The organism is Pseudomonas sp. Ost2, assembly GCF_018326065.1.
GTDB classification, from domain to species: domain Bacteria; phylum Pseudomonadota; class Gammaproteobacteria; order Pseudomonadales; family Pseudomonadaceae; genus Aquipseudomonas; species Aquipseudomonas gingeri.
In genome coordinates, this window is the sequence record NZ_AP021904.1 from 2129916 (window position 1) to 2151635 (window position 21720).

The window sequence follows — 21720 nt, forward strand, 5'->3', positions numbered from 1 at the left end:
GCCGGGAATTTATTCCGCGGGCTTGTTGTCGCCGTGGGACAGGCTGTAGACGTAGGCGGCCAGCAAGTGGACCTTGTCGTTGCCCTGGGTCTGTTCCTGGGCAGGCATCTGGCCCTGGCGGCCGTAACGGATGGTCTGCTGCAGTTGCGCGAAGCTCGAACCGTAGATGAACGCAGCCGGGTGCGTCAGGTTCGGGGCGCCCATGGCCGGGGTGCCCTTGCCTTCCGGACCGTGGCAGGCCACGCAGTTGGCGGCGAAGAGCTTCTGCCCGTTGGCCGGGTCGGCCTTGGCGCCTTCCGGCAGCTTGCGGCCGTCGAGATTGGTCAGCACGAACGCGGCGACATCGGCCACGCCCTGCTCGCCGATCACATCGGCCCAGGCCGGCATCACCGCGTGGCGACCGCCCATGATGGTGGTCTTGATGGTTTGCGGGTCACCGCCCCAGCGCCAGTCTTCGTCGGTCAGGTTCGGGAAGCCATAGGCACCCTTGGCGTCGGAGCCATGGCAGACCGAGCAGTTGGACGCGAACAGCCGGCCACCCATTTTCAGGGCTTGCGGGTCCTTGGCCACTTCCTCGATCGGCATGGCCGCGTACTTGGCGAAGATCGGTCCGAACTTGGCGTCCGAGCGGGCCATTTCCTTCTCCCACTCATGCACGCCGGTCCAGCCGGTCTGGCCGTTGGCGAAGGGCGTCTGCTTCTCGTTGTCCAGGTAGCCATAACCTGGCAGCAGGCCTTTCCAGTTGCCCAGGCCCGGGTACAGCGCCAGGTAGCCGAGGGCGAAGATGATGGTGCCGACGAACAGCATGAACCACCATTTCGGCAACGGGTTGTCGTATTCCTCGATCCCGTCGAAGGAGTGGCCGACCGTCTCGTCGGTCTGCTCGGCGCGCTGGCCCTTGCGGGTCGACAGCAGCAGCCAGGTCAGGGCGAAGATGGTACCCAGGCTGAGGACTGTGACGTACAGACTCCAGAACGTAGTCATTCTTTGTTACTCCTAGAAGCTTGCTCGACGTGCTTGATGGCTTCGGGATCATCCGCGAAAGGCAGCAAGGTCGCGTCTTCAAACTCCGACTTGCGCTTGGGGCTGAATACCCACAACGCCAGGCCGATAAAGGCCACCATCACCACGACGGTGCCCAGGCCACGAATCATCCCGATATCCATCCAGATCACCGTTTGCTTTTGATGATGGTGCCCAGGCCCTGCAAGTAGGCCACCAGCGCGTCCATTTCGGTCTTGCCCTTCACGGCGTCCCTGGCACCGGCGATGTCTTCGTCGGTGTAAGGCACGCCGAGGGAGCGCAGGACTTCCATTTTCTTCGCGGTGTCCTTGCCGTCGAGCTTGTTTTCCACGAGGAACGGGTACGCCGGCATTTTCGACTCGGGTACCACGTTGCGCGGGTTGTACAGGTGCGCGCGGTGCCAGTCATCGGAGTAACGACCGCCGACACGGGCCAGGTCCGGACCGGTGCGCTTGGAACCCCACAGGAACGGGTGGTCCCAGACGCTTTCACCGGCAACCGAATAGTGCCCGTAGCGTTCGGTTTCAGCGCGGAACGGCCGGATCATCTGCGAGTGGCAGCCGACACAACCGTTGGCGATGTAGATGTCACGGCCTTCCAGTTCCAGTGCCGAGCGCGGCTTCATGCCTTCGACCGGCTTGTTGGTGACGTCCTGGAAGAACAGCGGAACGATCTGGGTCAGGCCGCCGATACTGACGGCGATGACCATGAAGAAGGCCAGCAGGCCGATATTCTTCTCGACTACTTCGTGCTTCATCAGTGAGCTCCAACGACAGCGATCTGAGCGGCGGCTTCAGCTTCAGCCGGGTTCGAGGCACGAACGGTGCGGTACACGTTGTAGGCCATGAACAGCATGCCACTGGCGAAGAACGCACCGCCCAGGGCGCGAACGATGTAGCCGGGGTGGCTGGCCTGCAGCGCTTCGACGAACGAGTAGGTCAGGGTGCCGTCGTCGTTGATTGCCCGCCACATCAGGCCCTGGGTGATGCCGTTGACCCACATCGAGGCGATGTAGAGCACGGTACCGATGGTCGCGAGCCAGAAGTGGGTATTGATCAGGCCGACGCTGTGCATCTGCGCACGCCCGAACAGCTTGGGAATCATGTGGTAGATCGCGCCGATGGAAATCATCGCCACCCAGCCCAGGGCACCGGCGTGAACGTGGCCGATGGTCCAGTCGGTGTAGTGGGACAGCGAGTTGACGGTCTTGATCGCCATCATCGGCCCTTCAAAGGTCGACATGCCGTAGAACGCCAGGGATACCACCAGGAAGCGCAGGATCGGGTCGGTGCGCAGCTTATGCCAGGCGCCCGAGAGGGTCATCATGCCGTTGATCATGCCGCCCCAGCTCGGTGCCAGCAGGATGATCGACATGGCCATGCCCAGCGACTGCGCCCAGTCCGGCAGGGCGGTGTAGTGCAGGTGGTGCGGGCCGGCCCAGATGTACAGGGTGATCAGTGCCCAGAAGTGCACGATGGACAGGCGATAGGAATAGATCGGGCGCTCGGCCTGTTTCGGCACGAAGTAGTACATCATCCCGAGGAAGCCGGTGGTCAGGAAGAAACCCACCGCGTTGTGCCCGTACCACCACTGGATCATCGCATCCGTCGCCCCGGCGTAGGCCGAGTAGGACTTGAAGAAGCTCACCGGCAGGGAGGCGTGGTTGACGATGTGCAGCATGGCGGTGACGACGATGAACGCACCGTAGAACCAGTTGCCGACGTAGATGTGCTTGGTCTTGCGCTTGACGATGGTGCCGAAGAACACCAGTGCGTAGACCACCCAGACGATCGCCAGGAGGATAGCCAGCGGCCACTCCAGCTCGGCGTATTCCTTGGTGGTGGTGTAACCCAGCGGCAGGGTCACCAGGGCGCCGATGATCACCGCCTGCCAACCCCAGAAGTGGAAGGCCGCAAGGCTGTCGGAGATCAGTCGCACCTGACAGGTACGCTGCACCACGTAGTAGGAGGTGGCAAACAATGCACAACCACCGAAGGCGAAGATCACCAGGTTGGTGTGCAACGGGCGCAGGCGTCCAAAACTCGTCCACGGCAGACCGAAATTCAGCTCCGGCCAGACCAATTGAGAGGCGATGAATACTCCGAGCCCCATGCCAAGGATCCCCCAGACCACCGTCATGATGGCGAACTGGCGGACTACCTTATAGTTATAAGCAGTCGGACTGATTGCTGTGCTCATTCTAAGGTTCCACGGTTTGGGTATAGTTATTAGGGGTGAAAATCGGCCGCAAGTATGGATAAAGTGTAGGGTCATTGCAACGCGCCATGACCTGGGTCAATACGTTACGACGCTGATTCTGCGGCCTTTCCATGCTCGGTGTAAGGTCAAAACGCGCACTCGCGGATACCCGGACTGACCGGCAGGCGAGGGGTTGCGGATTGATCGAGGTTTGCAAAGCTTAGTACCGATTCCCGGGAGTGGGTAGGCGGACTAAAAGAGAGGTGCGACACTTGGTCGCGTACAGGCAGGGAACTGCCGCATCCTGATCGATGCGGCAGGAAATATCCGGTATTTATTGAGCCTTATCTTCTCCTTGACTGCCGTGAGAGAGACTGAATACGTACGCCGCCAACAGTTGCACCTTGTCGTTGCCGAGCAGTTCGTTCTGGGCCGGCATATGGCCCTGGCGCCCGTGGCGGATGGTCTGCTGCAACTGCGCCAGGCTGCTGCCGTAGATAAAGCCGGAGGGCTGGGTCAGGTCCGGAGCCCCCATGATCGGGCTGCCCTGGCCGGTGGCGCCATGGCAGGCGATGCAGGTGGTGCTGAACGATTGCCGGCCCGCCGCCAGGTCCGCCGTGGAATCCTGTGGCAGCGGCAGCTTGGCCAGGTCATGACGGACGTAGGCGGCGACGTTCTTCACCCCGTCTTCACCGAGGATTTCGCCCCAGGCCGGCATGGCCGCGACGCGTCCGCCCATGATGGTGGTCTTGATCGTCTCGGCGCTGCCGCCCCAGCGCCAGATGCTGTCGGCGAGGTTGGGGAAGCCGTAGGCGCCCTTGGCGTCCGAGCCATGGCAGACCGCGCAGTTGGAGGCGAACAGACGACCGCCCATTTTCAGCGCCTGCGGGTCCTTGGCCACTTCCTCCACCGGCATGGCGGCGAATCTGGCGAAGATCGGCCCGAACTTGGCGTCGGCCTTGTCCATCTCCTTTTCCCACTCGTGCACGCCGGTCCAGCCGTTCTCATAGCCGGGCAGGATGCCTTTCCAGTTGCCCAGGCCGGGGTAGAGGATCAGGTAGCCGACGGCAAACACCAGGGTCCCGGCGAACAGCATGAACCACCACTGCGGCAACGGGTTGTCGTACTCCTCGATGCCGTCGAAGCTGTGGCCCATGGTCTGGTCGACGCTGCCCTTGGTTTCGCCCTTGCGGGTGCCGAGCAACAGCCAGGTCAGGCCGATCAGGCTGCCGATGGTCAGTACGCAGATGTACGTACTCCAGAAGGTGGTCATGGCCGGTTGCTCCTTGTAGCAGGGTCTTGTTCGGGTGTTTCGGGCAAGGGCTCGTCGGCGAACGGCAGCATGCGCGCCTGGGCGAACTCCGGATTGCGCTTGGCGTTGAACACCCAGATGGCGAGGCCGACGAAGGCAATCATCACCACCAGGGTGCCGAGGCCGCGGATCATTCCGCTACTCATCTCCATGGCTCACCTCTTGCTCTTGATCGCAGTGCCGAGCACTTGCAGGTAGGCGACCAGCGCGTCCATCTCGGTCTTGCCCTTGAGGCTGGCGACCGCGCCGCTGATGTCGTCGTCGGTATAGGGCACGCCGAGGGTACGCATGGCCCGCAGCTTGGTTTCGGTGTGGCTGCTGTCCAGGGCGTTGGCCACCAGCCAGGGGTAGGCCGGCATCTTCGACTCCGGGACCACGTTGCGCGGGTTGTACAGGTGCGCGCGGTGCCAGTCTTCCGAGTAGCGGCCGCCGACCCGTGCCAGGTCCGGCCCGGTGCGCTTGGAACCCCACAGGAACGGATGGTCCCAGACGCTTTCGCCGGCCACCGAGTAGTGTCCGTAGCGTTCGGTCTCGGCGCGGAACGGCCGGATCATCTGCGAGTGGCAACCGACGCAGCCTTCGCGGATGTAGATATCGCGACCTTCCAGTTGCAGCGCGGTGTAGGGCTTCATGCCTTCCACCGGCTTGTTGGTGACGTCCTGGAAGAACAGCGGGACGATCTGGGTCAGGCCGCCGATGCTGACGGCGAAGACCATCAGCAGCATTAACAGGCCGACGTTCTTTTCAATCACTTCGTGTTTCATGGCGAACTCCTCAGGCCGTCTGCGCGGCGGCGGTGACGGTGGCTGGCTCTGCGCCGCGCACGGTGCGCCAGGTGTTGTAGGCCATCAGCAGCATGCCGCTGAGGAAGATCGCCCCGCCGATCAGCCGCACGACGAAGCCGGGATGGCTGGCCACCAGGGTTTCGACGAAGGAGTAGGTCAGCGTGCCGTCCTCGTTGACCGCGCGCCACATCAGGCCCTGGGCGATGCCGTTGACCCACATCGAGGCGATGTAGAGCACGGTGCCGATGGTCGCGAGCCAGAAGTGCGCGTTGATCAGGCCGAGGCTGTGCATCTGCGTGCGGCCGAAGACTTTCGGGATCATGTGGTACAGCGCGCCGATGGAGATCATCGCCACCCAGCCGAGGGCGCCGGCATGCACGTGGCCGATGGTCCAGTCGGTGTAGTGGGAGAGGGCGTTGACGGTCTTGATCGCCATCATCGGCCCTTCGAAGGTCGACATGCCGTAGAACGCCAGGGACACCACCAGGAAGCGCAGGATCGGGTCGCTGCGCAACTTATGCCAGGCGCCCGAGAGGGTCATCATGCCGTTGATCATGCCGCCCCAGCTCGGGGCCAGGAGGATCAGCGACATCACCATGCCCAGCGACTGCGCCCAGTCCGGCAGCGCGGTGTAGTGCAGGTGGTGCGGGCCGGCCCAGATGTACAGGGTGATCAGCGCCCAGAAGTGGACGATGGACAGGCGATAGGAATACACCGGGCGTTCGGCCTGCTTGGGTACGAAGTAGTACATCATCCCGAGGAAACCGGCGGTCAGGAAGAAGCCCACCGCGTTGTGCCCGTACCACCATTGGACCATGGCGTCGGTGGCCCCGGCGTAGACCGAGTAGGACTTGGTCAGGCTGACCGGGATTTCCAGGTTGTTGACGATATGCAGGATCGCCACGGTGATGATGAACGCCCCGAAGAACCAGTTGCCCACATAGATGTGCTTGGTGGTGCGCTTCATCACGGTGCCGAAGAACACGTAGGCGTAGGCCACCCAGACGATGGTGATCAGGATGTCGATCGGCCATTCCAGCTCGGCGTATTCCTTGGAACTGGTGTAGCCCAGTGGCAGGCTGATGGCCGCGAGCAGGATGACCAGCTGCCAGCCCCAGAAGGTGAACGCGGCCACCTTCGGCGAAAACAGCTGGGTCTGGCAGGTGCGTTGCACCGAGTAGTAGGAACTGGCGAACAGCGCGCAACCGCCGAAGGCGAAGATCACCGCGTTGGTATGCAGCGGGCGCAGACGGCCGAAGCTGGTCCACGGCAGGTTGAAGTTGAGTTCGGGCCAGACCAATTGGGCGGCGAGGAAGACCCCGAGCCCCATCCCGACGATGCCCCACACCACCGTCATAATGGCGAATTGGCGGACCACCCTGTAGTTGTAGGCGGTACTGATTGAAGTGTTCATGGTTCCCCATCCACGGTTCAGACCCGGCCGGCGCTGTTGCATTCGCGGGATCTGGAGTTATAGGCAGACTAAAAGCCAGCCAAGCATGGGCAAATAGCCAGCGGGTGGTATTGACGGGGGTCAATGGGGCGGGAGTTGCCGGTGGCCCCGGGGCCACCGGCGCAGGGGTCAGGCGCGTGGCGTGCAGGCGGCGAGCAGCACGGGGCCGATCCCCAGGCCGTTGGCCTCGTAGATCAGGCTCAGGCCCGGGCTGATCTTGATATAGGGGCGCTCGGGCTCGATGACCTCCAGGGTCATGTCCAGTACCGCATACACCAGCCCCAACGGGGTTTTCGTGGTCGAGGACCAGGTTTTCGGTATCAGCGGCGATTGCAGCGGCCAACGCTTGCCGTAGGCCGAGCGGATGCTGATCAGCTCTTCCAGCGACGGCACGCTCAGCCCTTGTGCCTGGGCCTTGCGCAGGGTGTCGGCGCTGCTGCCCTTGCCGAGGTTGTAGCACTGCACCACGCCGCTGACGGTGACCTCGTAGCTTTTGCGCTGCCCGGCGCTGTCGCTGACACGGATAAAGGTCTTGCCGTTGCCGCGCACGGTGACCCGGCCATTGCTGTCGACCACGGCGATGTTGCGGTTATCGCTGCTGTAGTGATAACCGGGCACGCCACCGCCCGCCGCGCGCTGGAGGGTCGTGCCCGGGCCGAACTCCGGCAGCACCTGCGGATGGCAGGGGATCAGGTAGATTTTCCCGGACAGGTTGACCGGCCGGGTATCGAAGACCAGTTCCGGCACCCGCTTGCGGGCCCTGACCGTCAACGACAGTCGCGGGAACGTCAGGGCGCCGGCTTCATCGCTGCTGCCGTCGAAGGTCACCTTGAAGGTGAAGGTCAGGCCGCTCAGGTCACGCAACTGATCGAGGTGGGTGCGCGAGAGCAGGCCTTCGATGACATCCGAGATCGTGCTGACTTCCTCTCCGTTCCACAGCGCCAGGCTGAACGGCCTGCCGCTGACCAGGGTGCCCTCGATCCTCAGCCAGATCCTCTGGCCGACCTGGATATGCGGCCATTTCCTGACTTCGATATGGGCGTCGCCGGCAAAGGTGTTGAGGTCCAGCAGGAGATTGTCCGGCGCCTCGCGGACGAAGGGCGGATGCAGGTCTTCGTGGGCGATGGGCAGTATGTCCAGCGGCAGGATTTTCGACGGTGCCGCGATCCCACGGCGGGTGACGTTGTAGCCGACTTCCACGCGCTTGCCGATATTGGCGCTGACGGCCCCGGCGGGGACGCTGAAGTCGACGCTGCCGGAACTGCTGCCGGGTTTGGCGTCGATCACCGGTGTGCCGCTGCCGGGCGTGCCGCGCCAGTAGGCCTGGATGCTGTCGCCGGTTTCCATGGCATAAGTGACGCGGATCGTCGCGCCATCCAGCGCCTGCAGCGGGAACAGCACGGTGTCATGGGCTTCCACCACGGCGGGGCGGGGCAGATCCAGCGGCAGGGCGCTGACCGGCAGCAGCAAGGGTTGCGAAACCAGGGGATCGGGGGCTTCGGTCTTGACGTCATAACGCACCACCACCGAGCCGCCGGCCAGCACGCCGACCTTGTCGTCCGGGATGCTGAAGTCGATGTCCCTGCCGGTGTCGACCACCGGCAGGGTCTGTTCATGGCGCACTTCCATGCCGCTGGCGGTCGTGCCGATCCAGACCAGCGTCACGGCCTGGCCCACGGCGATCAGCGAGTAGGGCTCCACCCGCGCGATCACCCCGGTGGCCGCCGGGTCGAGCACATTGCCGTTGGCTTCGGCCACGGGCACCCGTGGCGGCTTGAGTATCAGCGCCTGGCCGATGATCTTCAGCGGCAGGCTCTTGGAGCGGCGCACGGGTTGCTCGGGCGCCTCGACATAATAGTAGAAGCGAGCCTGGCCCTGGATGATCAGCGGGAACTGCTCGTTGGGCACATCAAAGGATACGAAGGGATCGCTGTCATGGCCGGGCAGGGTGGCGGTGTACGCCGGCAGCGATACGCCGAGGGCGGTTTCCCGTTCTACCAGCAGGCGCAGGTTCTGCGCGCTGTTCATCCCATCGTAGCGCAGCACCAGGGTCTGCACGTCGGCGCCATTGAGCAGGTCGAGGTCCAACTGCATGCCCTGGGCCCGTGGCACCACCGGGGCGGGCAGGGATGGATCGCCGATACCGACTTCGACCAGGGCCGGGCGTGACCAGCGCGACCAGTTGTTGACCACATCGCGGATCTCGTAGCGCACGAGGATCGCGTCGGAGTTGCCGGCCTCGCGGATGATCCGCGGATCGATCGGCACCACCACTTCATCGCTCGGCGCGCTCAGCGGCGGGTGTTGCACCAGGCGACCATGCCACGACACCACGATCACATCACCGGCGGCCATGTTCGCATAGCGCTTGATGACCACGCTGACGCCTTCCGGATCCTCGATCACCCCGGGAGGTATCACCACGGGCAGTTCCAGCTTGTCGTTGAGGGTCGGTGTCGCCGACTGGGTGTCGGGGGCGCCGGGCACGTCCAGCTTGACCCGCAGGCTGGTCTCGGCGGTTTCCGGCGCACCGCCGGGGAACGGCGTGAGGACATAGCGCACCGTCACCTCGCCGCTCATGATCCAGCGCGTATCGACCCGCAGGGTGAGGTGAGTGGCGCCGGGTTCGCTATCCTGGGTATGGCTGGCGACGGGGTCGGGATGGCTGCCCCAGTACAGGTCGACGCGGTCCCTGGGCTTCAGGTCCAACGGCGCGATCACCACGGGCAGGGGCCGCAGCGGGTCGATCACGTCGGTGGCACCGACGCCGCCGAGATTGAAACTGTTGATCAGCGGCGGGATCAGCGCCCGCGTGGCCCGTGGGCTGCGCTCGCTGAGCGTCCATGCCGGTGTCCAGGTGGGATCGATCGGGCCCGGGGTGGGCCACAGCTGGCTGGTGTGCAGCACACTCAGCTTGCCGGCGGCGGCGACCGCGTTCACCAGGCGGAACTGTGGCGGGGTGAGGCTGCGGATGCTGTCGGCATCTACCGGTGCGCACAGTTCGCCCTGTGCGTGCGAGGCCCTGGGCTCGTACTTGAACAGGGCGCCGTCCTGGCTGGAATAGTAGATGCCATTGAGAAAGAGGTTGTCGGCCAGCAGGGTCTGGGTGACGAAGCAGATGTCCTCGACGGAGAAGAAGTCGACGTGAGGGCTGTCGCCGGTCTGGTAGCGGGTAGGGGCCAGCGGCTTGGCATAGTGGATGCTGTCGAGCGGTGTCCTGCCCAGGGTCAGTTCCAGGCGTTCCTTCTCCAGCACCTGGGTCTTCAGGTCGGCCAGGGTACGGGTGACCTTGATCGCCTGGCCATCGACGAAAGGTTCCAGGGTGACGTAGCCCTCGGGGGCGGAGGTGCGGTAGATCGCGTCGACCAGCAGCGCGCCGCGGCCACGGCCGAGCTTGTCGTGGGTATGCAGCGCCGCATCGTCCGCATGGGCGAACAGCGGGCTGAGGGCATAGGGCTGCGCGATGGTGGTGGCGATATCGACCGGTTCCCAGGTGGCCGTGACCGGGCCGCCCTGGCGCCACAGCGTGCCGGGCTGCAGGACGCTCAACTTGCCGCTCGCCGCCACGCGGCGGACATAGTCCCGGCCTGTCAGCGAGCCATTCTCCAGCTGGCCCTGGGTATCGATGCCGTCGTTGTGGAAGACGCTGCCGCGGATCACTTCGTCGGCATCCGGAACCAGCGGCACCGTATAGCTCAACAGGGCGCCGTCGGCGGTCGACAGATACAGGCGGGTGGTGGCCTGGTGGCCAGGCACGATGGCGGTTTCCCGAGCGGTCTTGATGGCGTGGGCGAAGTCCCGCGCGGAGATGAAGTGCGGGTAGACCGGGTCCGCCGGCAGCGGCTCCTGATGGCCGGTCGCGACATACAGGCCGTCGATGACATAGCCGGGAATCAGGGCGAGGACGGCGATCTGCGGCGGCAGGACGAGCGCCCTGTCGAAGTTCGCGCTGGTATCGATGATGGCTTCGGTGGCGACATATTCCCTGTCGGTTTTGCGGAAAATGAAACCGAAGCGGCGCCCGCCTCTCTGGCCGATCTGCGCAAGCCCATGGCGCACGGCATCCAGCGGTGTCATGAACACCGGGCTGAACGCGGGCGCGGAGGTGGCGATGGCACCCTGGTCGGTGTCGACCAGCAGTCCGTCGGCGCTGTCGCGCAGGGCCAGGACCTTGCCGGCCGTCGTCCAGACTTCGCGGCCGCTGACCAGCACCCGCAGTTCCCCGGCCTTGACCAGGTCGCGGGCGAAGGCCAGTACCGCTCCCCTGTCCTCGTCCCTGCCACTCTTGAAACGCTGCTCCGTCGGGTTTTCCATCAGGTTCAGCGGGCTTGCCGATGAGGGCGCCAGGGCATTGAACACATCGACTTCATCTGGCGAATGCCTGCTGCTGTAACGGATCAGCGAGCCGTCCTGGCAGGAGAAGTAATGCAACGGGATCGAGCGGTCCTTGATGGCCCGGTAGATGTCCCAGGTCGGGAACAGGTTCAGGTAGAGCCGGGCTTCGCTCTCCGGCAGGGGGAAGTCCAGCGTGCCCAGGCGTGAATTGTAGGTGCCGACAATGGTGTGGCCTTCAAGGGGAAAACCATTGAGGGTCGGGAACACCAGGGTGTGATCGAAGATTTCGGTGGGCGAGACCCGCGGCGTGGAGGCCACGAACTGGCCGTCCGGACGTTTCAGGATCACCCCGCCATAGACCTTGTCGTAGCGGCGGGCGATCTGCCCATGGGCGTGGCGGGCGGCGTCGTCGGCGCTGGCGAAGATCGGCCCCAGCGTTCGTCGCCGTTGCCCTTGATAGGCTCGCCATTCGCCGCTCAGGCGAGCGGGCGGGCCCCACAGTTCGCTGGGGTGCAGCACGCTCAGTTCACCGATCTCGGCCAGCGCATGGATGAAGTCCAGCGGATCGAGAACACCCTGGACCAGCCGTTCACCGTAACTGGCGAGGTTGCTCGAGCCGGCGAGCAGGGCCTTGTCGAAGCTGATATCACGCGAGAGGTATTTCAACTGTGCGCCATCGCGGGTGCTCAGGTACAGCGGGATGTGGGGCGTGGCGGGTGTCGGGCGATAACCTTCGATCAGGCTGAGCGCCGCCAGCAACTCATCGGGCAGGAAGAAGTTCCGGTACATCCAGACGTCCTTGCAGGGCAGGCGCTCCGGATACAGTTCGGCGTTGTAGTAGAGGCCGGCCAGGCGATAACCGGGCAGTGCGGCCAGGGAGCCGTCAGGCCCGGCACGCAGCAACGGGTTGGCGGCGAACAGCGGTTCCGTGGCGCTGGCCGGCTCGCTCGCCACGTAGCGGTCGTGGCTGTCGGTGACGATAAAGCCGATGCGCCGTTCCCGGTACTGGCCGCCGATACGCTGATTGGCATGCAGGGCGGCGGCATCCGCCGTATCGAACACCGGCCCGAAGGCCGGCAGGGTCGGGGCCGATATTTTGGCTGGCGGGTAGGGGACCCAGTCGTCGGGCACCTTGCCCGGCGGGCCCCAGTAGCTATCGCCGCGCACGATATGGAGCCCGCCGGCCTTTGCCAGGGCCTTGATGAAATCGGCCGGTGCCAGCCGATCGAGATCGCCGAGGTCCTTTCCGGGCAGCAGGCGCGGGATCAGGGCATCTTCCTCGGCCGAGCCGCTGGGCATGTACTTGATGATGTTCAAGTCGGTCATCAGCACATAAAACGCTCTTATCCCCTGGCGACGGGGAAGGAGGGTGGCGAGCACTTCCTCGGGGGTGATGCTTTTCAGCCTGAGGCGGCGCTCCTGTTCGGTGCCGGTCGCCCGGTTGTCCACGGCGCCGCTGGTCTGTTCCCGGATGGCCGACAAGCTGATATTGGCGCGATACAGCGCATGCAGCCTGTGCCCTGGCGGGAAGTCGGCGATACCGGTTTCCGTGACCGGATACAGGCTCTCGCTGTCGAACCGGCTGCCACTGCCGCTGGTGGGCAGCGTGGCGACAAAGCTGCCGTCCTCGCGCTGGAAGATCAGCCCGCCGAGTTCCTTGTCGGTGCCGCCCTGGATGATCTGCTGGGCATGGCGGGCGGCGTCGTCCGCGCTGAGGAAGATCGGGCCCAGTTCCGGGAGCACGGTATCGGCGAACGGTGTCCAGGTGATCGGGTTCACCTCGCCAGCAGGGTTCCACAGGCGGCTGGTCTCGATCACCCGCAGTTTTCCGGCGGCGGCGAGGGTCCGCACGAACTGGCTGGGGGGCAGTACGCCGCTCGCCAGTTGTTCCTGATAGTGCCTGGCCCGGGGCGACCAGTCCGCGCCTTCGGGCAGCAGGGTCAACGCCAGGTCGCTATCGTCGGCGTGATAGGCCAGCAGCGCGCCGTCAGGCGTGCCGTAGAACAGTGGCAGCGGTTGCGCTCCTGGTATCGATGGCCGCGAGCGGCGGGCCTGGTGGAGTCCGGCGAACAGGTCGTGGGGGCTGAAGAAGTTTTCGTAGACGCCGCTTTCCCGGGGTGGCAGTTGCTCGTGAGTGGCCTCGGCCTGGCCATACAGGCCGACCAGGACAAAACCTTCGGGCAGTTGCAGTACGCCCCCGGCGTCGTTTCCGAAGACGGCTTGTGGGTCGAGATAGGCCTGCGTGCCGGGCTGTGGTGGTGTCGCCGTGAATTCGTCCTTCTGTGGATGCTTCAGGAGCAGCGACGATTGTCGCTCCGGGCCTTTGAGCGCGGCCTGGGCGTGGGCATGCCGGGCGGCTTCCTCGAGGCTGGCGAAGGCGCGGCCGAGGGGGGGATAGGTGGCTTTCCCGGGCCCGTGAGCGATGGCACGATCGCCTTGCAGGGGGCTGGGGGCGGGTGGTTCGGCGTGGGTAAGGGCGTCTTGGGGCATGGCAATACTCGTCTGGAAATGACCGCGGGAAGCATCCCGTGTCGGCAGCGCCGGCCTTGCAGTGTCTGCGCAGGCAGGTAAGGTGCATTCATTTTCAGGAAAAGCGGCGCAGCGATGCGTTACATATCTAGAGGCCCGCTGTCGGTGCGGGTGGTGAAGTGAGAGGTCTTATGTCGACGCAGCAAGCAACCCGGTCCCAGGCACCCTGGCCGGCCAATCCCGCCTATCTGTACAACGCCGCCGGGGACGAAGGCCCGCGGGCCACGCTGATCCTCGCCCACGGTGCCGGGGCGCCGATGGACAGTGAGTTCATGAACGCCATGGCCGCGCGCCTGGCGGCAGAAGGCATCGACGTGCTGCGTTTCGAGTTTCCCTACATGGCCCAGCGACGCCTGGATGGCGGCAAGCGTCCGCCCAACCCGCAGGCCCGGTTGCTGGAGTGCTGGCGCGAGGTGTACGAGCAGGTCCGGCAGCAGGTCGGCGGGCCGTTGTTCATCGGCGGCAAGTCCATGGGCGGGCGCATGGCCAGCCTGGTGGCCGACGACCTTGGCGCGCAAGGACTGGTGTGCCTGGGCTACCCGTTCTATGCCGCGGGCAAGCCGGAGAAGCCACGGGTGGCGCACCTGGCCGGGCTCGCGACAGCGACGCTGATCGTCCAGGGTGAACGCGACGCCCTGGGCAATCGCCAGGCGGTATCGGACTATGCGCTGTCGGCCCGGATCGAACTGAGCTGGCTGCAAGCTGCCGATCACGATCTCAAGCCATTGAAGGCCAGTGGCTTCAGCCATGCGCAGCACCTGGACACGGCGGCGCGGCAGATCGCTGAATTCATTGGCCGACATGCCGGCTGAAGCGCCGGTTGCCCTGCCTGCGGCAACCGGCGCGGTTGGGCTCAGCGCGAACCGATGCTGACCACGACCTCGGTGGCGGGCGAGCGTTTCGACCAGTTGCCGACCACGTCATGGACCTCGTAGCGCACCGGCAGCTTGCTTGAGTCGCCGACGGCCTCGATGATCTGCGGCGGAATCGGGATAACCACCTCCGTGCCGGCTTCCGCCGCTGTCAGCGGCGGGTGGTCGACCGTCGATTCGGCCCAACTGACCCGGATCCGATCGCCTTCGCTCATCTGCTCGTAGGGCGTGACGATCACCCGCACACCCTGCGGGTCGACGATCACTGCTGGCGGCTGCACCCGGGGCGGGCGCAGGGCTTCGTTCTCGTAGGGCGTGGCCGGATCGATATCGATGCCGCCGGGGGCTTCCAGCTTGACGCGGATGTGGGTGATGTCGGAGTCCTGCGAGGTACTGCCGGGAAACGGGGTGAAGCGATAGCGAACCGGCACCGGATCCCTGGCCGACTCGATGTTTCCGGTATCCACCGCCAGGGTGACGAAGTCATTGATCGGTGGCGCGTCCCTCGGGTGATCGTAGCTGCTGACGGGGTCCGCGATTGCCCCCCAGTACAGGTCGATATGATCCAGGGGCTTGAGGTCCAACGGCCCCACCAGCACGGGCAGGGGTTTTTCCGGGTCGGCTACGTCAATGGCACCGACTCCGGCGGGATTGACGCTGAGGATCACCGGTTGATCCAGGTTTTTTGGGCTGATGTATTCAGACATGATGAAGGCTCCAGAAAGAGAAAAGACAGGTGGTCACTGCCCGCGTGCCTCGGGGCACCTGCCGGACACACGCATATCCACATAGGCGCTGCGCCGCTTTGAACGACCGATGCCGGTGAGGCTTTCCACGCTGAACGTGGCCTCGGCATGGCCATAGCAATTGCTGTCCAGCACCGCGCGCGGCACCTTCAGGTCGTAGCCATCGCGAACCTGTTCCTCGGTCAGTGGAGCGGACGTGTATGGCCACTGGTTTTTCGGATTGCCGCCCACCAGTTGGTCGAAGCCTTCGTAAAGAAAATGGATGACATCGCCTGGCCTGATGTTCAGATACGGGGCGATATGGACCGGTGCGCCGTCCTGGCCGTTGATCGTATTGATCGCACCATGCTCGTTCAGGTCGGTGAAGACCGGGGCTTCCGGTCCGTTCGGACCACCGGGCAGTTCATCCCGGGAGCGGACGATGATGCCTTGTTCCGGCGACCTGGAAGTATTCGGATTGCCGGCCTGGGTGATGGTGTACTGCACGCGTATATCAGTGCCGGTGCCCACCGGGCGGAAACGGTTGTTGGGCACCGCCAGGTTCAGGTCGCGGGCGGCGCTGATATCGCCTGCGGTGATGCGATAGGGCGGTTCGAACATCGCCTGGCCGCCCCAGGTCAACTGGATGAGCTGCCCTTCGACGAACGCGGGGTTCCAGGCGATGATGGCGCTCGCGTCCCGTTCGAAGTCGTTCTCGTCGATCAGGTTGTCCACGGCCTCGGGCGAGGCGCCGCGAATGATCGGTCGCGCCATGTCGCCGGGCACCGGCAGCCTGGCCCTGACGACGATATCCAGCGGCAACGAGTAACCGACGACATGACCGTTGCGGCTGACCTCATAGCCCAGGCGGATGTCACCGTCGCCGGCCTGTTCGATGGTTTCGAAGGCCACGTCGATACGCAGGATGATCGGCTGGCCGATGGTTGCCGGGTCGAAGGGACCCAGAGCCACGCTGCCCCAGTGCAGGAGAATCTGATCGCCGTCTTCCACCAGGTCCGAAGTGGGGATCCAGACTTCGATACCGGCCTGGGCCTGTTCGTGACTGATCGGCTCGACATAGCCATCGATGATTGGCGCGGGCAGGTCGAGCACCGGTTCATTGAGCAGCAGGAGAACGTTTGTGGCGGTCGATTCCTGTGAGCGGTTGCCGGCCCGATCCGTGACGGTGTAGAGCACCGGTCCGTTGAAATCGCCCAGTGACTCGAGAAAGGCGCGGGAAAACTCGATGATCACCTCCCGGGGCTCTATGTCACCCTCTTCGACCCTGCCGCCAGGCCCTTCGGTATCGCCCCAGAAGGTGCGGATCCTGTCACCGATGGCGAAACCGCTATAGCCGTGGACGGTGCCCGGCAGCACATCGCCCAGTTGCGTCAGCTCTTCCGAGGTGAGGCCGTCGTTGACCTGTGGCGGGAAATCGAGAGGGCCGAGGGTTGTGGGATGGCCGGGGGCGGTGGTGTCGATTTCAATCGAGGTAGGAAAAGACGGGGTCGTGCTGTTGTTATCGATATTGCGTACTTGATACCCCAGTTGATACTTGCCTTCTCTCAGTAGTTCGACTGGGATATCGAGTGTCAATAGATCTCCGGGGATGTCGCCCTCGGTAATAGGTTTTGGGCTCCCTACTGGATTGTTGTTCCAGAGTAATTGATAGGTTTCGTTTGTGCCGGGATTGTTCCATACAGGGAAAGTGACGGGAACGGGAGCATTCAGGACGGCAATGGGCAAGAGACCTTCGCCGTCATCAAGGGCCGATTCAACCCTGGGTTTTTCCAGGGCGGGCTCATCAGTGTTCCATTGTCTTTTTTCAAATGAGTTTTCCATGTGATCGCTCTTTAGTGAAGTTTATTGAAGTCGGGTTAATGGCAGGGTCGAAGAACCCTGCCATGTTTTTTTGGGGGTTATCAGTGGGCGTATTTTTTTTGAGCAGGAAGCTAATGGGTTACAGCCATTTGCTGCTCTGGACTTAGGAACAACCGAATCCAGGTCGGCTCATGTCGACCCTGACATGGGCCACACGGGAAGTGGCTGGTTCTTGGTTGTGCTCCGGCTTTGGCTCGACTCGGAAAGTAGCCTCCGCTCGACCCACGCAAAGTTCCCGCAACTTGGCGTCTGGTATCTGGAAGTCATAACCGTTGACGATATCCCACTGGTCTAATTCGCGTTGATCGGTGTGATGGGCCCCCAGAATCGGATTATTGTTTCTGTCGTATCCGTCGAAGGTCATGTAAACAGTATGTCCGATCTTGATATTGTCGTAAGGATCGACCCGTAGCGGTGTACCATCCGGGTTTTCGATAGGCCCCACGACGCCGCCTCCCGGTGTGGTACGGGTGAAGCGTGGTTCCGGCAGGCCGAGTTCGCCACCGGGTTGTTCGTTTCTGGAGCGAACCACGACATTCTGTACGGGGGCAACAGTTGGATTGGGGTTACTGGTACGGGTCACGGTGTAGCCTACCGGGATGGCCGCTCCGGTCCCCTGATTCTTGAGAATCTGGTTGAGGATCGGGAGGGTGAAATCCACTCCGGCATCAAAGTCGGACTGTTTGATTTCATACCACTGCGGTACTTCCTGTTCTCCCCAGGCGAGGTTGATGAAGTCACCGGCGCGCAGACCTGTCACCCAGCGGAAAATGGCGCGGGCATCGAGCTCGTAGTCATCCGGATCGATGACATTATCTTCGAGGTTGGGACTGCCACTGGTGCCCTGGATGGTCAGGGCCCGCAGGTTTTCCTCCGGCACTGGTAAGGTCAGGAACACCTCGACTTCCTTGACCAGGGAAGTCCCCTTCAGTTCGCCTTGGCGACGGACCTCGTATTTGACATTGACCTGACCTTCCGGAGTGAGGTTGATCACATCGAACTGGAGTACGGGCTGCAGAACCGGGTCGTTGTTTTCGTCGCCCGGGCGCAGCTCCAGCTCCGGCAGAGGGTTGTCATCGCCCCAGAAAAGTCTGATCCGATCACCTGGTGCGGCTCCGTCATAGCGGGGAATACCTACGGTAACGCCTGTTTTCGCATCCTGATAATCGATAATGCCGTCATCCGCCTGTTCCACTACGGGAGCCGGCAGGTCGTCCGGGACATCGGCCAGCAGCAGCCTGATGTAGTTAGGGACCGAACGCGGGGAAATATTCAGTGCGCGGTCGGTGATGAGGTAGGTGACTTCGGCTTCGTTACTGCCTATCTGCGTCTCGACCTGCTCCAGGAATGTCCGGCTGAAGGACAGGGTGACTTCTTCGCGTTCCACATCATTGAGGTTGACAGGGACCGATGGACCTTCGATATCTCCCCACCAAGTCTGGATGATGTCGCCATTGGCCATGGTGCTATAGCTGGTGACCAGCACGTCCAGTTTGTCACCCAGAGCGGTCAGTTCGGCAGAGGTCAGGCCACCTTCGACTTCCCGTGGAAAGACCATGGGACCGTGGTTGGGTAGACCGGGTGCGGTCTGGTCGATTTCCAGCAGGTAATCATTGGATGGAGTTTCCTCATTGTTGACCGTGTTGAGGAATTTATATGCCAGCCGGTACTTTTTGTCAGTTGGATTGGAGGGGTCATTTTTTTCCACCAGGTATTCCTGGGGGATTTGCCGGCGCAAGTGCCTTGTTGGATTGTCCAGGTCTTCTTGTGTCACGGATGTCCAGGAATCATCCGGCAGATATTCACCTTCCCAGAGCAGTCGGTAGGAATAGTAAAGTTCGGCATCGTCCGGCAGGGCGAAGGTGACTTCCAATGGTGCGTTCAAAGCGGTGACTGGCAATAGTCCATCGGTAAAGGCCAGAGGCACATCGGGTACCGGATAGTTCGCACGGTCGGTTCGAATATAGCTTTCGCGATTCAAGATAATATGAGTTTTTGAATTGCACACGTTGGATTTCCTTTGTTTAAATATTTTTTGGTGATTTTCGGATGCGAGCGAGTTCGTCTACGTGATCTCGACTTTCAATTAAGCTTCGATCACTTAGTTATGTTGCGCTGGCTTCAGAGATAAAGCGGTATATGGGCTCTATCTGTTTTGGAAGTAATCGGGTTTGGGTTTTTATGTCAATGCTTTTTGAGGAAATATTTTTGTATTTTATATTGTGAATGTTCTGTAGGAAATTGCCTCTGTTGTTTGGAGAGGTTGCTTGGATTTTATTGGGACATGTTTAGTGTGAGTCAAAAGTCATCCCTCGCAGAATGAATCATTCAATAATTCACGCGGGAGAGATGTATGCGGTACCGGGGCCAAAAAAAAGAAGGCTTTATTCGTAAGGCCGGATTGAGCGTCGTGGGTTTGTCCTGTGGCGCTGCATTGAGTTTTCAGGCGCACGCGCAACAGATCGATGGCGGGAGTGGCATCAGCGGAACGGTGACCAACCGGACCGAAACACTGGACGCTTCCAGCCCGGTGGATTCGTGGAGCGTGCTCTATAAGGGAACATTGCAAATATTCGACGGCGCAGTGACCAATCAGGTAATCGTCAGCGAGGGCGGATATGTCTACATCGATAACGGGACGGTAAATGGGGTACTGAGTTTGTCCTACGGTACGGCATCTGTCGTCAGGGGAACGATCAGCAACACCACAGGTCGAGGGCTTCAGGTCGGCACCACCAATACTGCTGACGGGCGTATGAGTTCCACCGCCACCCTGCAAGACAGCAGTGTATTCGGGATGGGAATCGGTGCGATCGTTTCGCCGCTTGGCAACCTGACGCTGAACCATTCCATAGTGACTGCCGCCGCCGATGGCGCGGACGACGGAGAGGCTATTCGTCTTGCCGGCAGCACGTTGCGGATGACCAATGGCAGTGTCGGGCGGGGAGAGTCGGTTGGCCTGAGTATTATCGGTGATACCTCGGGGCCCGGTGTTCCGCCAATCGATATAAGGTCTTCGGTCGTGCTCGATAATTCGACGCTAGAAGGCCTGACGGGCCCCGCCATCCGAGTGGTGACTGGTTCCAAGGCGGATATTTCCATTCAGAACGGCTCCACCTTGCTGGCTGGCGACGGCAATTTGCTGGATGTCACGGGGGCCAGCGAAGTCACTTTCAACGTCGATAACAGCACGCTCACCGGCGATCTGGTCGCCGACGACACCAGCAGCCTGGATGTCACCCTGCAAAACAATGCCCAGCTCACCGGTAACCTGATCAACACCAATAGCGTGGCCATCAACAGTGGAGCGAACTGGACGATGGTCGGCGATGCCGAGGTCAAGTCGTTATCCATGGGCGGCGGCAGTGTGACTCTGGGCTCGGCCGAGCAGTTCTACACCCTGTCCCTGGGCGAGTTGTCCGGGACCGGGATGTTCAATATGCATGTCAACCTGTTGGACAACACGGGCGATCTGCTGGACATCAATGGCGAGGCCCATGGCGACTTCCTGCTGAATATCCAGAACACCGGCCTGGAGCCCAACTCCCCCGAGATCACCCCGCTGCATGTGGTGCATACCGAAGGTGGCAATGCCGTGTTCGACGTAGTCGGCGGCAGTGTCGATATCGGCGTCTATTCCTATCAGCTGGAAAAGCAGGGGGATGACTGGTTTATCGTTGGCGCCGGCAAGACCATCAGCCCCTCGACCCAGGCAGCGCTGGGCCTGTTCAGTGTTGGGCCGACCGTCTGGTATGGCGAACTGGCGACCTTGCGCAATCGGATGGGCGAGATACGTACCAGTGGCGAGGGCGGTGGCTGGATTCGCGGTTATGGCAACCAGTACAACGTCAGCGCGGACGCCGGGTTTGCCTACAAGCAACGCCAGAAAGGCCTGTCGCTCGGGGTCGACCTGCCCGTACCGGTGGGCAATGGGCAACTGTTGGTCGGGGTCATGGCCGGTCATAGCGAGTCCGACCTGAGCCTGAGCCGCGGTACTGCCGGCAAGGTCGACAGCGGCTATGTCGGGGCCTACGGCACCTGGTTGACGGAAGAGGGCTACTACCTGGATGCGGTGGCCAAGCTGAACCGCTTTCGCAACAAGGCGGATGTCCCGATGACCAATGGCGTCAAGGCCAAGGGCAGCTATGACAACTTTGCCTATGGCGGTTCACTGGAGTTCGGCAAGCACATCAGGTTGCAGGACTCGATGTTTGTCGAACCCTACGCCCAGCTGTCCACGGTCAACGTCAAGGGTGACAGCTATACCCTGGACAATGGCCTGCGGGCGAAGAACGACCATACGCTGTCCATGCTCGGCAAGGCGGGCGCGACGCTGGGACGCAACCTGGAACTCAGCGATGGCGGCCTGTTGCAGCCTTATCTGCGCGCGGCGATGGTCCATGAGTTCTCCCGCAGGGGCAATACGGTGAAGGTCAACGATGTGTCCTTTGACAACAACCTGTTCGGGACCCGTGCCGAACTGGGCGTCGGGGTCTCGGCGGCCTTGTCGAAGAACCTGCAACTGCATGCGAACTTCGACTACATGAAGGGCGAGCACATCGAGCAGCCCTGGGGTGTGAATATCGGTATGCGCTACGGTTTCTGA

General features: G+C 62.5%; 14 protein-coding genes. 2 read left to right on the forward strand and 12 right to left on the reverse strand.

What is annotated here, in order from left to right; translation table 11 throughout:
- Positions 1 to 9: 9 nt before the first annotated feature.
- The 9 genes from ccoP (KI243_RS09545) to KI243_RS09585 all read right to left on the reverse strand — a co-directional run bounded on the left by ccoP (KI243_RS09545) (position 10) and on the right by KI243_RS09585 (position 13597).
- Positions 10 to 984, reverse strand: coding sequence for a cytochrome-c oxidase, cbb3-type subunit III (ccoP, locus tag KI243_RS09545; protein ID WP_103032486.1), 975 nt, complete (start codon positions 982 to 984; stop codon positions 10 to 12).
- A complete protein-coding gene (locus tag KI243_RS09550) occupies positions 981 to 1166 on the reverse strand; it encodes a CcoQ/FixQ family Cbb3-type cytochrome c oxidase assembly chaperone (protein WP_003175465.1) in 186 nt (61 codons plus the stop codon). Before KI243_RS09550 ends, ccoP (KI243_RS09545) begins: the two co-directional genes overlap by 4 nt.
- A 5-nt stretch (positions 1167 to 1171) precedes the next feature.
- Positions 1172 to 1780: a cytochrome-c oxidase, cbb3-type subunit II gene (gene ccoO / locus KI243_RS09555; RefSeq protein ID WP_103032485.1), complete on the reverse strand. Its 609-nt coding sequence runs from the start codon at positions 1778 to 1780 to the stop codon at positions 1172 to 1174.
- The gene (gene ccoN, locus KI243_RS09560; RefSeq protein WP_017125916.1) at positions 1780 to 3222 is read right to left on the reverse strand and encodes a cytochrome-c oxidase, cbb3-type subunit I; all 1443 of its coding nucleotides are present in this window, start codon (positions 3220 to 3222) and stop codon (positions 1780 to 1782) included. The genes ccoO (KI243_RS09555) and ccoN (KI243_RS09560) overlap by 1 nt, the downstream gene beginning before the upstream one ends.
- A 334-nt stretch (positions 3223 to 3556) precedes the next feature.
- Positions 3557 to 4495: a cytochrome-c oxidase, cbb3-type subunit III gene (gene ccoP, locus KI243_RS09565; RefSeq protein ID WP_212810727.1), complete on the reverse strand. Its 939-nt coding sequence runs from the start codon at positions 4493 to 4495 to the stop codon at positions 3557 to 3559.
- Positions 4492 to 4686 carry a CcoQ/FixQ family Cbb3-type cytochrome c oxidase assembly chaperone gene (locus tag KI243_RS09570; protein WP_275936901.1) on the reverse strand — a complete coding sequence of 65 codons (195 nt, stop codon included), beginning with the start codon at positions 4684 to 4686 and terminating at the stop codon, positions 4492 to 4494. The genes ccoP (KI243_RS09565) and KI243_RS09570 overlap by 4 nt, the downstream gene beginning before the upstream one ends.
- A gap of 3 nt (positions 4687 to 4689) precedes the next feature.
- On the reverse strand, positions 4690 to 5298 hold the full coding sequence (gene ccoO, locus KI243_RS09575; RefSeq protein WP_103032484.1) for a cytochrome-c oxidase, cbb3-type subunit II: 609 nt from the start codon (positions 5296 to 5298) through the stop codon (positions 4690 to 4692).
- 10 nt (positions 5299 to 5308) lie between these two features.
- Entirely contained in the window at positions 5309 to 6733 is a 1425-nt protein-coding gene (gene ccoN / locus KI243_RS09580) for a cytochrome-c oxidase, cbb3-type subunit I (protein WP_103032483.1), read from the reverse strand.
- Between the two features lie 168 nt (positions 6734 to 6901).
- A complete protein-coding gene (locus KI243_RS09585; protein ID WP_212810728.1) occupies positions 6902 to 13597 on the reverse strand; it encodes a hypothetical protein in 6696 nt (2231 codons plus the stop codon).
- 170 nt (positions 13598 to 13767) lie between these two features.
- Between KI243_RS09585 and KI243_RS09590 the strand changes: the two genes are divergently transcribed.
- A complete protein-coding gene (locus KI243_RS09590; RefSeq protein WP_017125696.1) occupies positions 13768 to 14448 on the forward strand; it encodes an alpha/beta family hydrolase in 681 nt (226 codons plus the stop codon).
- A gap of 41 nt (positions 14449 to 14489) precedes the next feature.
- Here KI243_RS09590 and KI243_RS09595 read toward each other — a convergent pair whose 3' ends face one another.
- From KI243_RS09595 to KI243_RS09605, 3 genes are all read right to left on the reverse strand, one after another.
- Positions 14490 to 15215 (reverse strand): hypothetical protein, encoded by a 726-nt coding sequence (locus tag KI243_RS09595; protein ID WP_177119581.1) that lies wholly within the window; start codon positions 15213 to 15215, stop codon positions 14490 to 14492.
- A gap of 33 nt (positions 15216 to 15248) precedes the next feature.
- Positions 15249 to 16829: a hypothetical protein gene (locus KI243_RS09600; RefSeq protein ID WP_017125698.1), complete on the reverse strand. Its 1581-nt coding sequence runs from the start codon at positions 16827 to 16829 to the stop codon at positions 15249 to 15251.
- Positions 16830 to 17217: 388 nt separating this feature from the next.
- Positions 17218 to 19122 (reverse strand): hypothetical protein, encoded by a 1905-nt coding sequence (locus tag KI243_RS09605; RefSeq protein WP_052328568.1) that lies wholly within the window; start codon positions 19120 to 19122, stop codon positions 17218 to 17220.
- Positions 19123 to 19515: 393 nt separating this feature from the next.
- Here KI243_RS09605 and KI243_RS09610 point away from each other — a divergent pair, with 393 nt between their 5' ends.
- On the forward strand, positions 19516 to 21720 hold the full coding sequence (locus tag KI243_RS09610; protein ID WP_212810729.1) for an autotransporter outer membrane beta-barrel domain-containing protein: 2205 nt from the start codon (positions 19516 to 19518) through the stop codon (positions 21718 to 21720).

Bases quoted from the DNA above. Each gene is read 5' to 3' on its own strand.
- ccoP (WP_103032486.1), bottom strand. From the start codon at position 984: ATGACTACGTTCTGGAGTCTGTACGTCACAGTCCTCAGCCTGGGTACC.
- KI243_RS09550 (WP_003175465.1), bottom strand. From the start codon at position 1,166: ATGGATATCGGGATGATTCGTGGCCTGGGCACCGTCGTGGTGATGGTG.
- ccoO (WP_103032485.1), bottom strand. From the start codon at position 1,780: ATGAAGCACGAAGTAGTCGAGAAGAATATCGGCCTGCTGGCCTTCTTC.
- ccoN (WP_017125916.1), bottom strand. From the start codon at position 3,222: ATGAGCACAGCAATCAGTCCGACTGCTTATAACTATAAGGTAGTCCGC.
- ccoP (WP_212810727.1), bottom strand. From the start codon at position 4,495: ATGACCACCTTCTGGAGTACGTACATCTGCGTACTGACCATCGGCAGC.
- KI243_RS09570 (WP_275936901.1), bottom strand. From the start codon at position 4,686: ATGGAGATGAGTAGCGGAATGATCCGCGGCCTCGGCACCCTGGTGGTG.
- ccoO (WP_103032484.1), bottom strand. From the start codon at position 5,298: ATGAAACACGAAGTGATTGAAAAGAACGTCGGCCTGTTAATGCTGCTG.
- ccoN (WP_103032483.1), bottom strand. From the start codon at position 6,733: ATGAACACTTCAATCAGTACCGCCTACAACTACAGGGTGGTCCGCCAA.
- KI243_RS09585 (WP_212810728.1), bottom strand. From the start codon at position 13,597: ATGCCCCAAGACGCCCTTACCCACGCCGAACCACCCGCCCCCAGCCCC.
- KI243_RS09590 (WP_017125696.1), top strand. From the start codon at position 13,768: ATGTCGACGCAGCAAGCAACCCGGTCCCAGGCACCCTGGCCGGCCAAT.
- KI243_RS09595 (WP_177119581.1), bottom strand. From the start codon at position 15,215: ATGTCTGAATACATCAGCCCAAAAAACCTGGATCAACCGGTGATCCTC.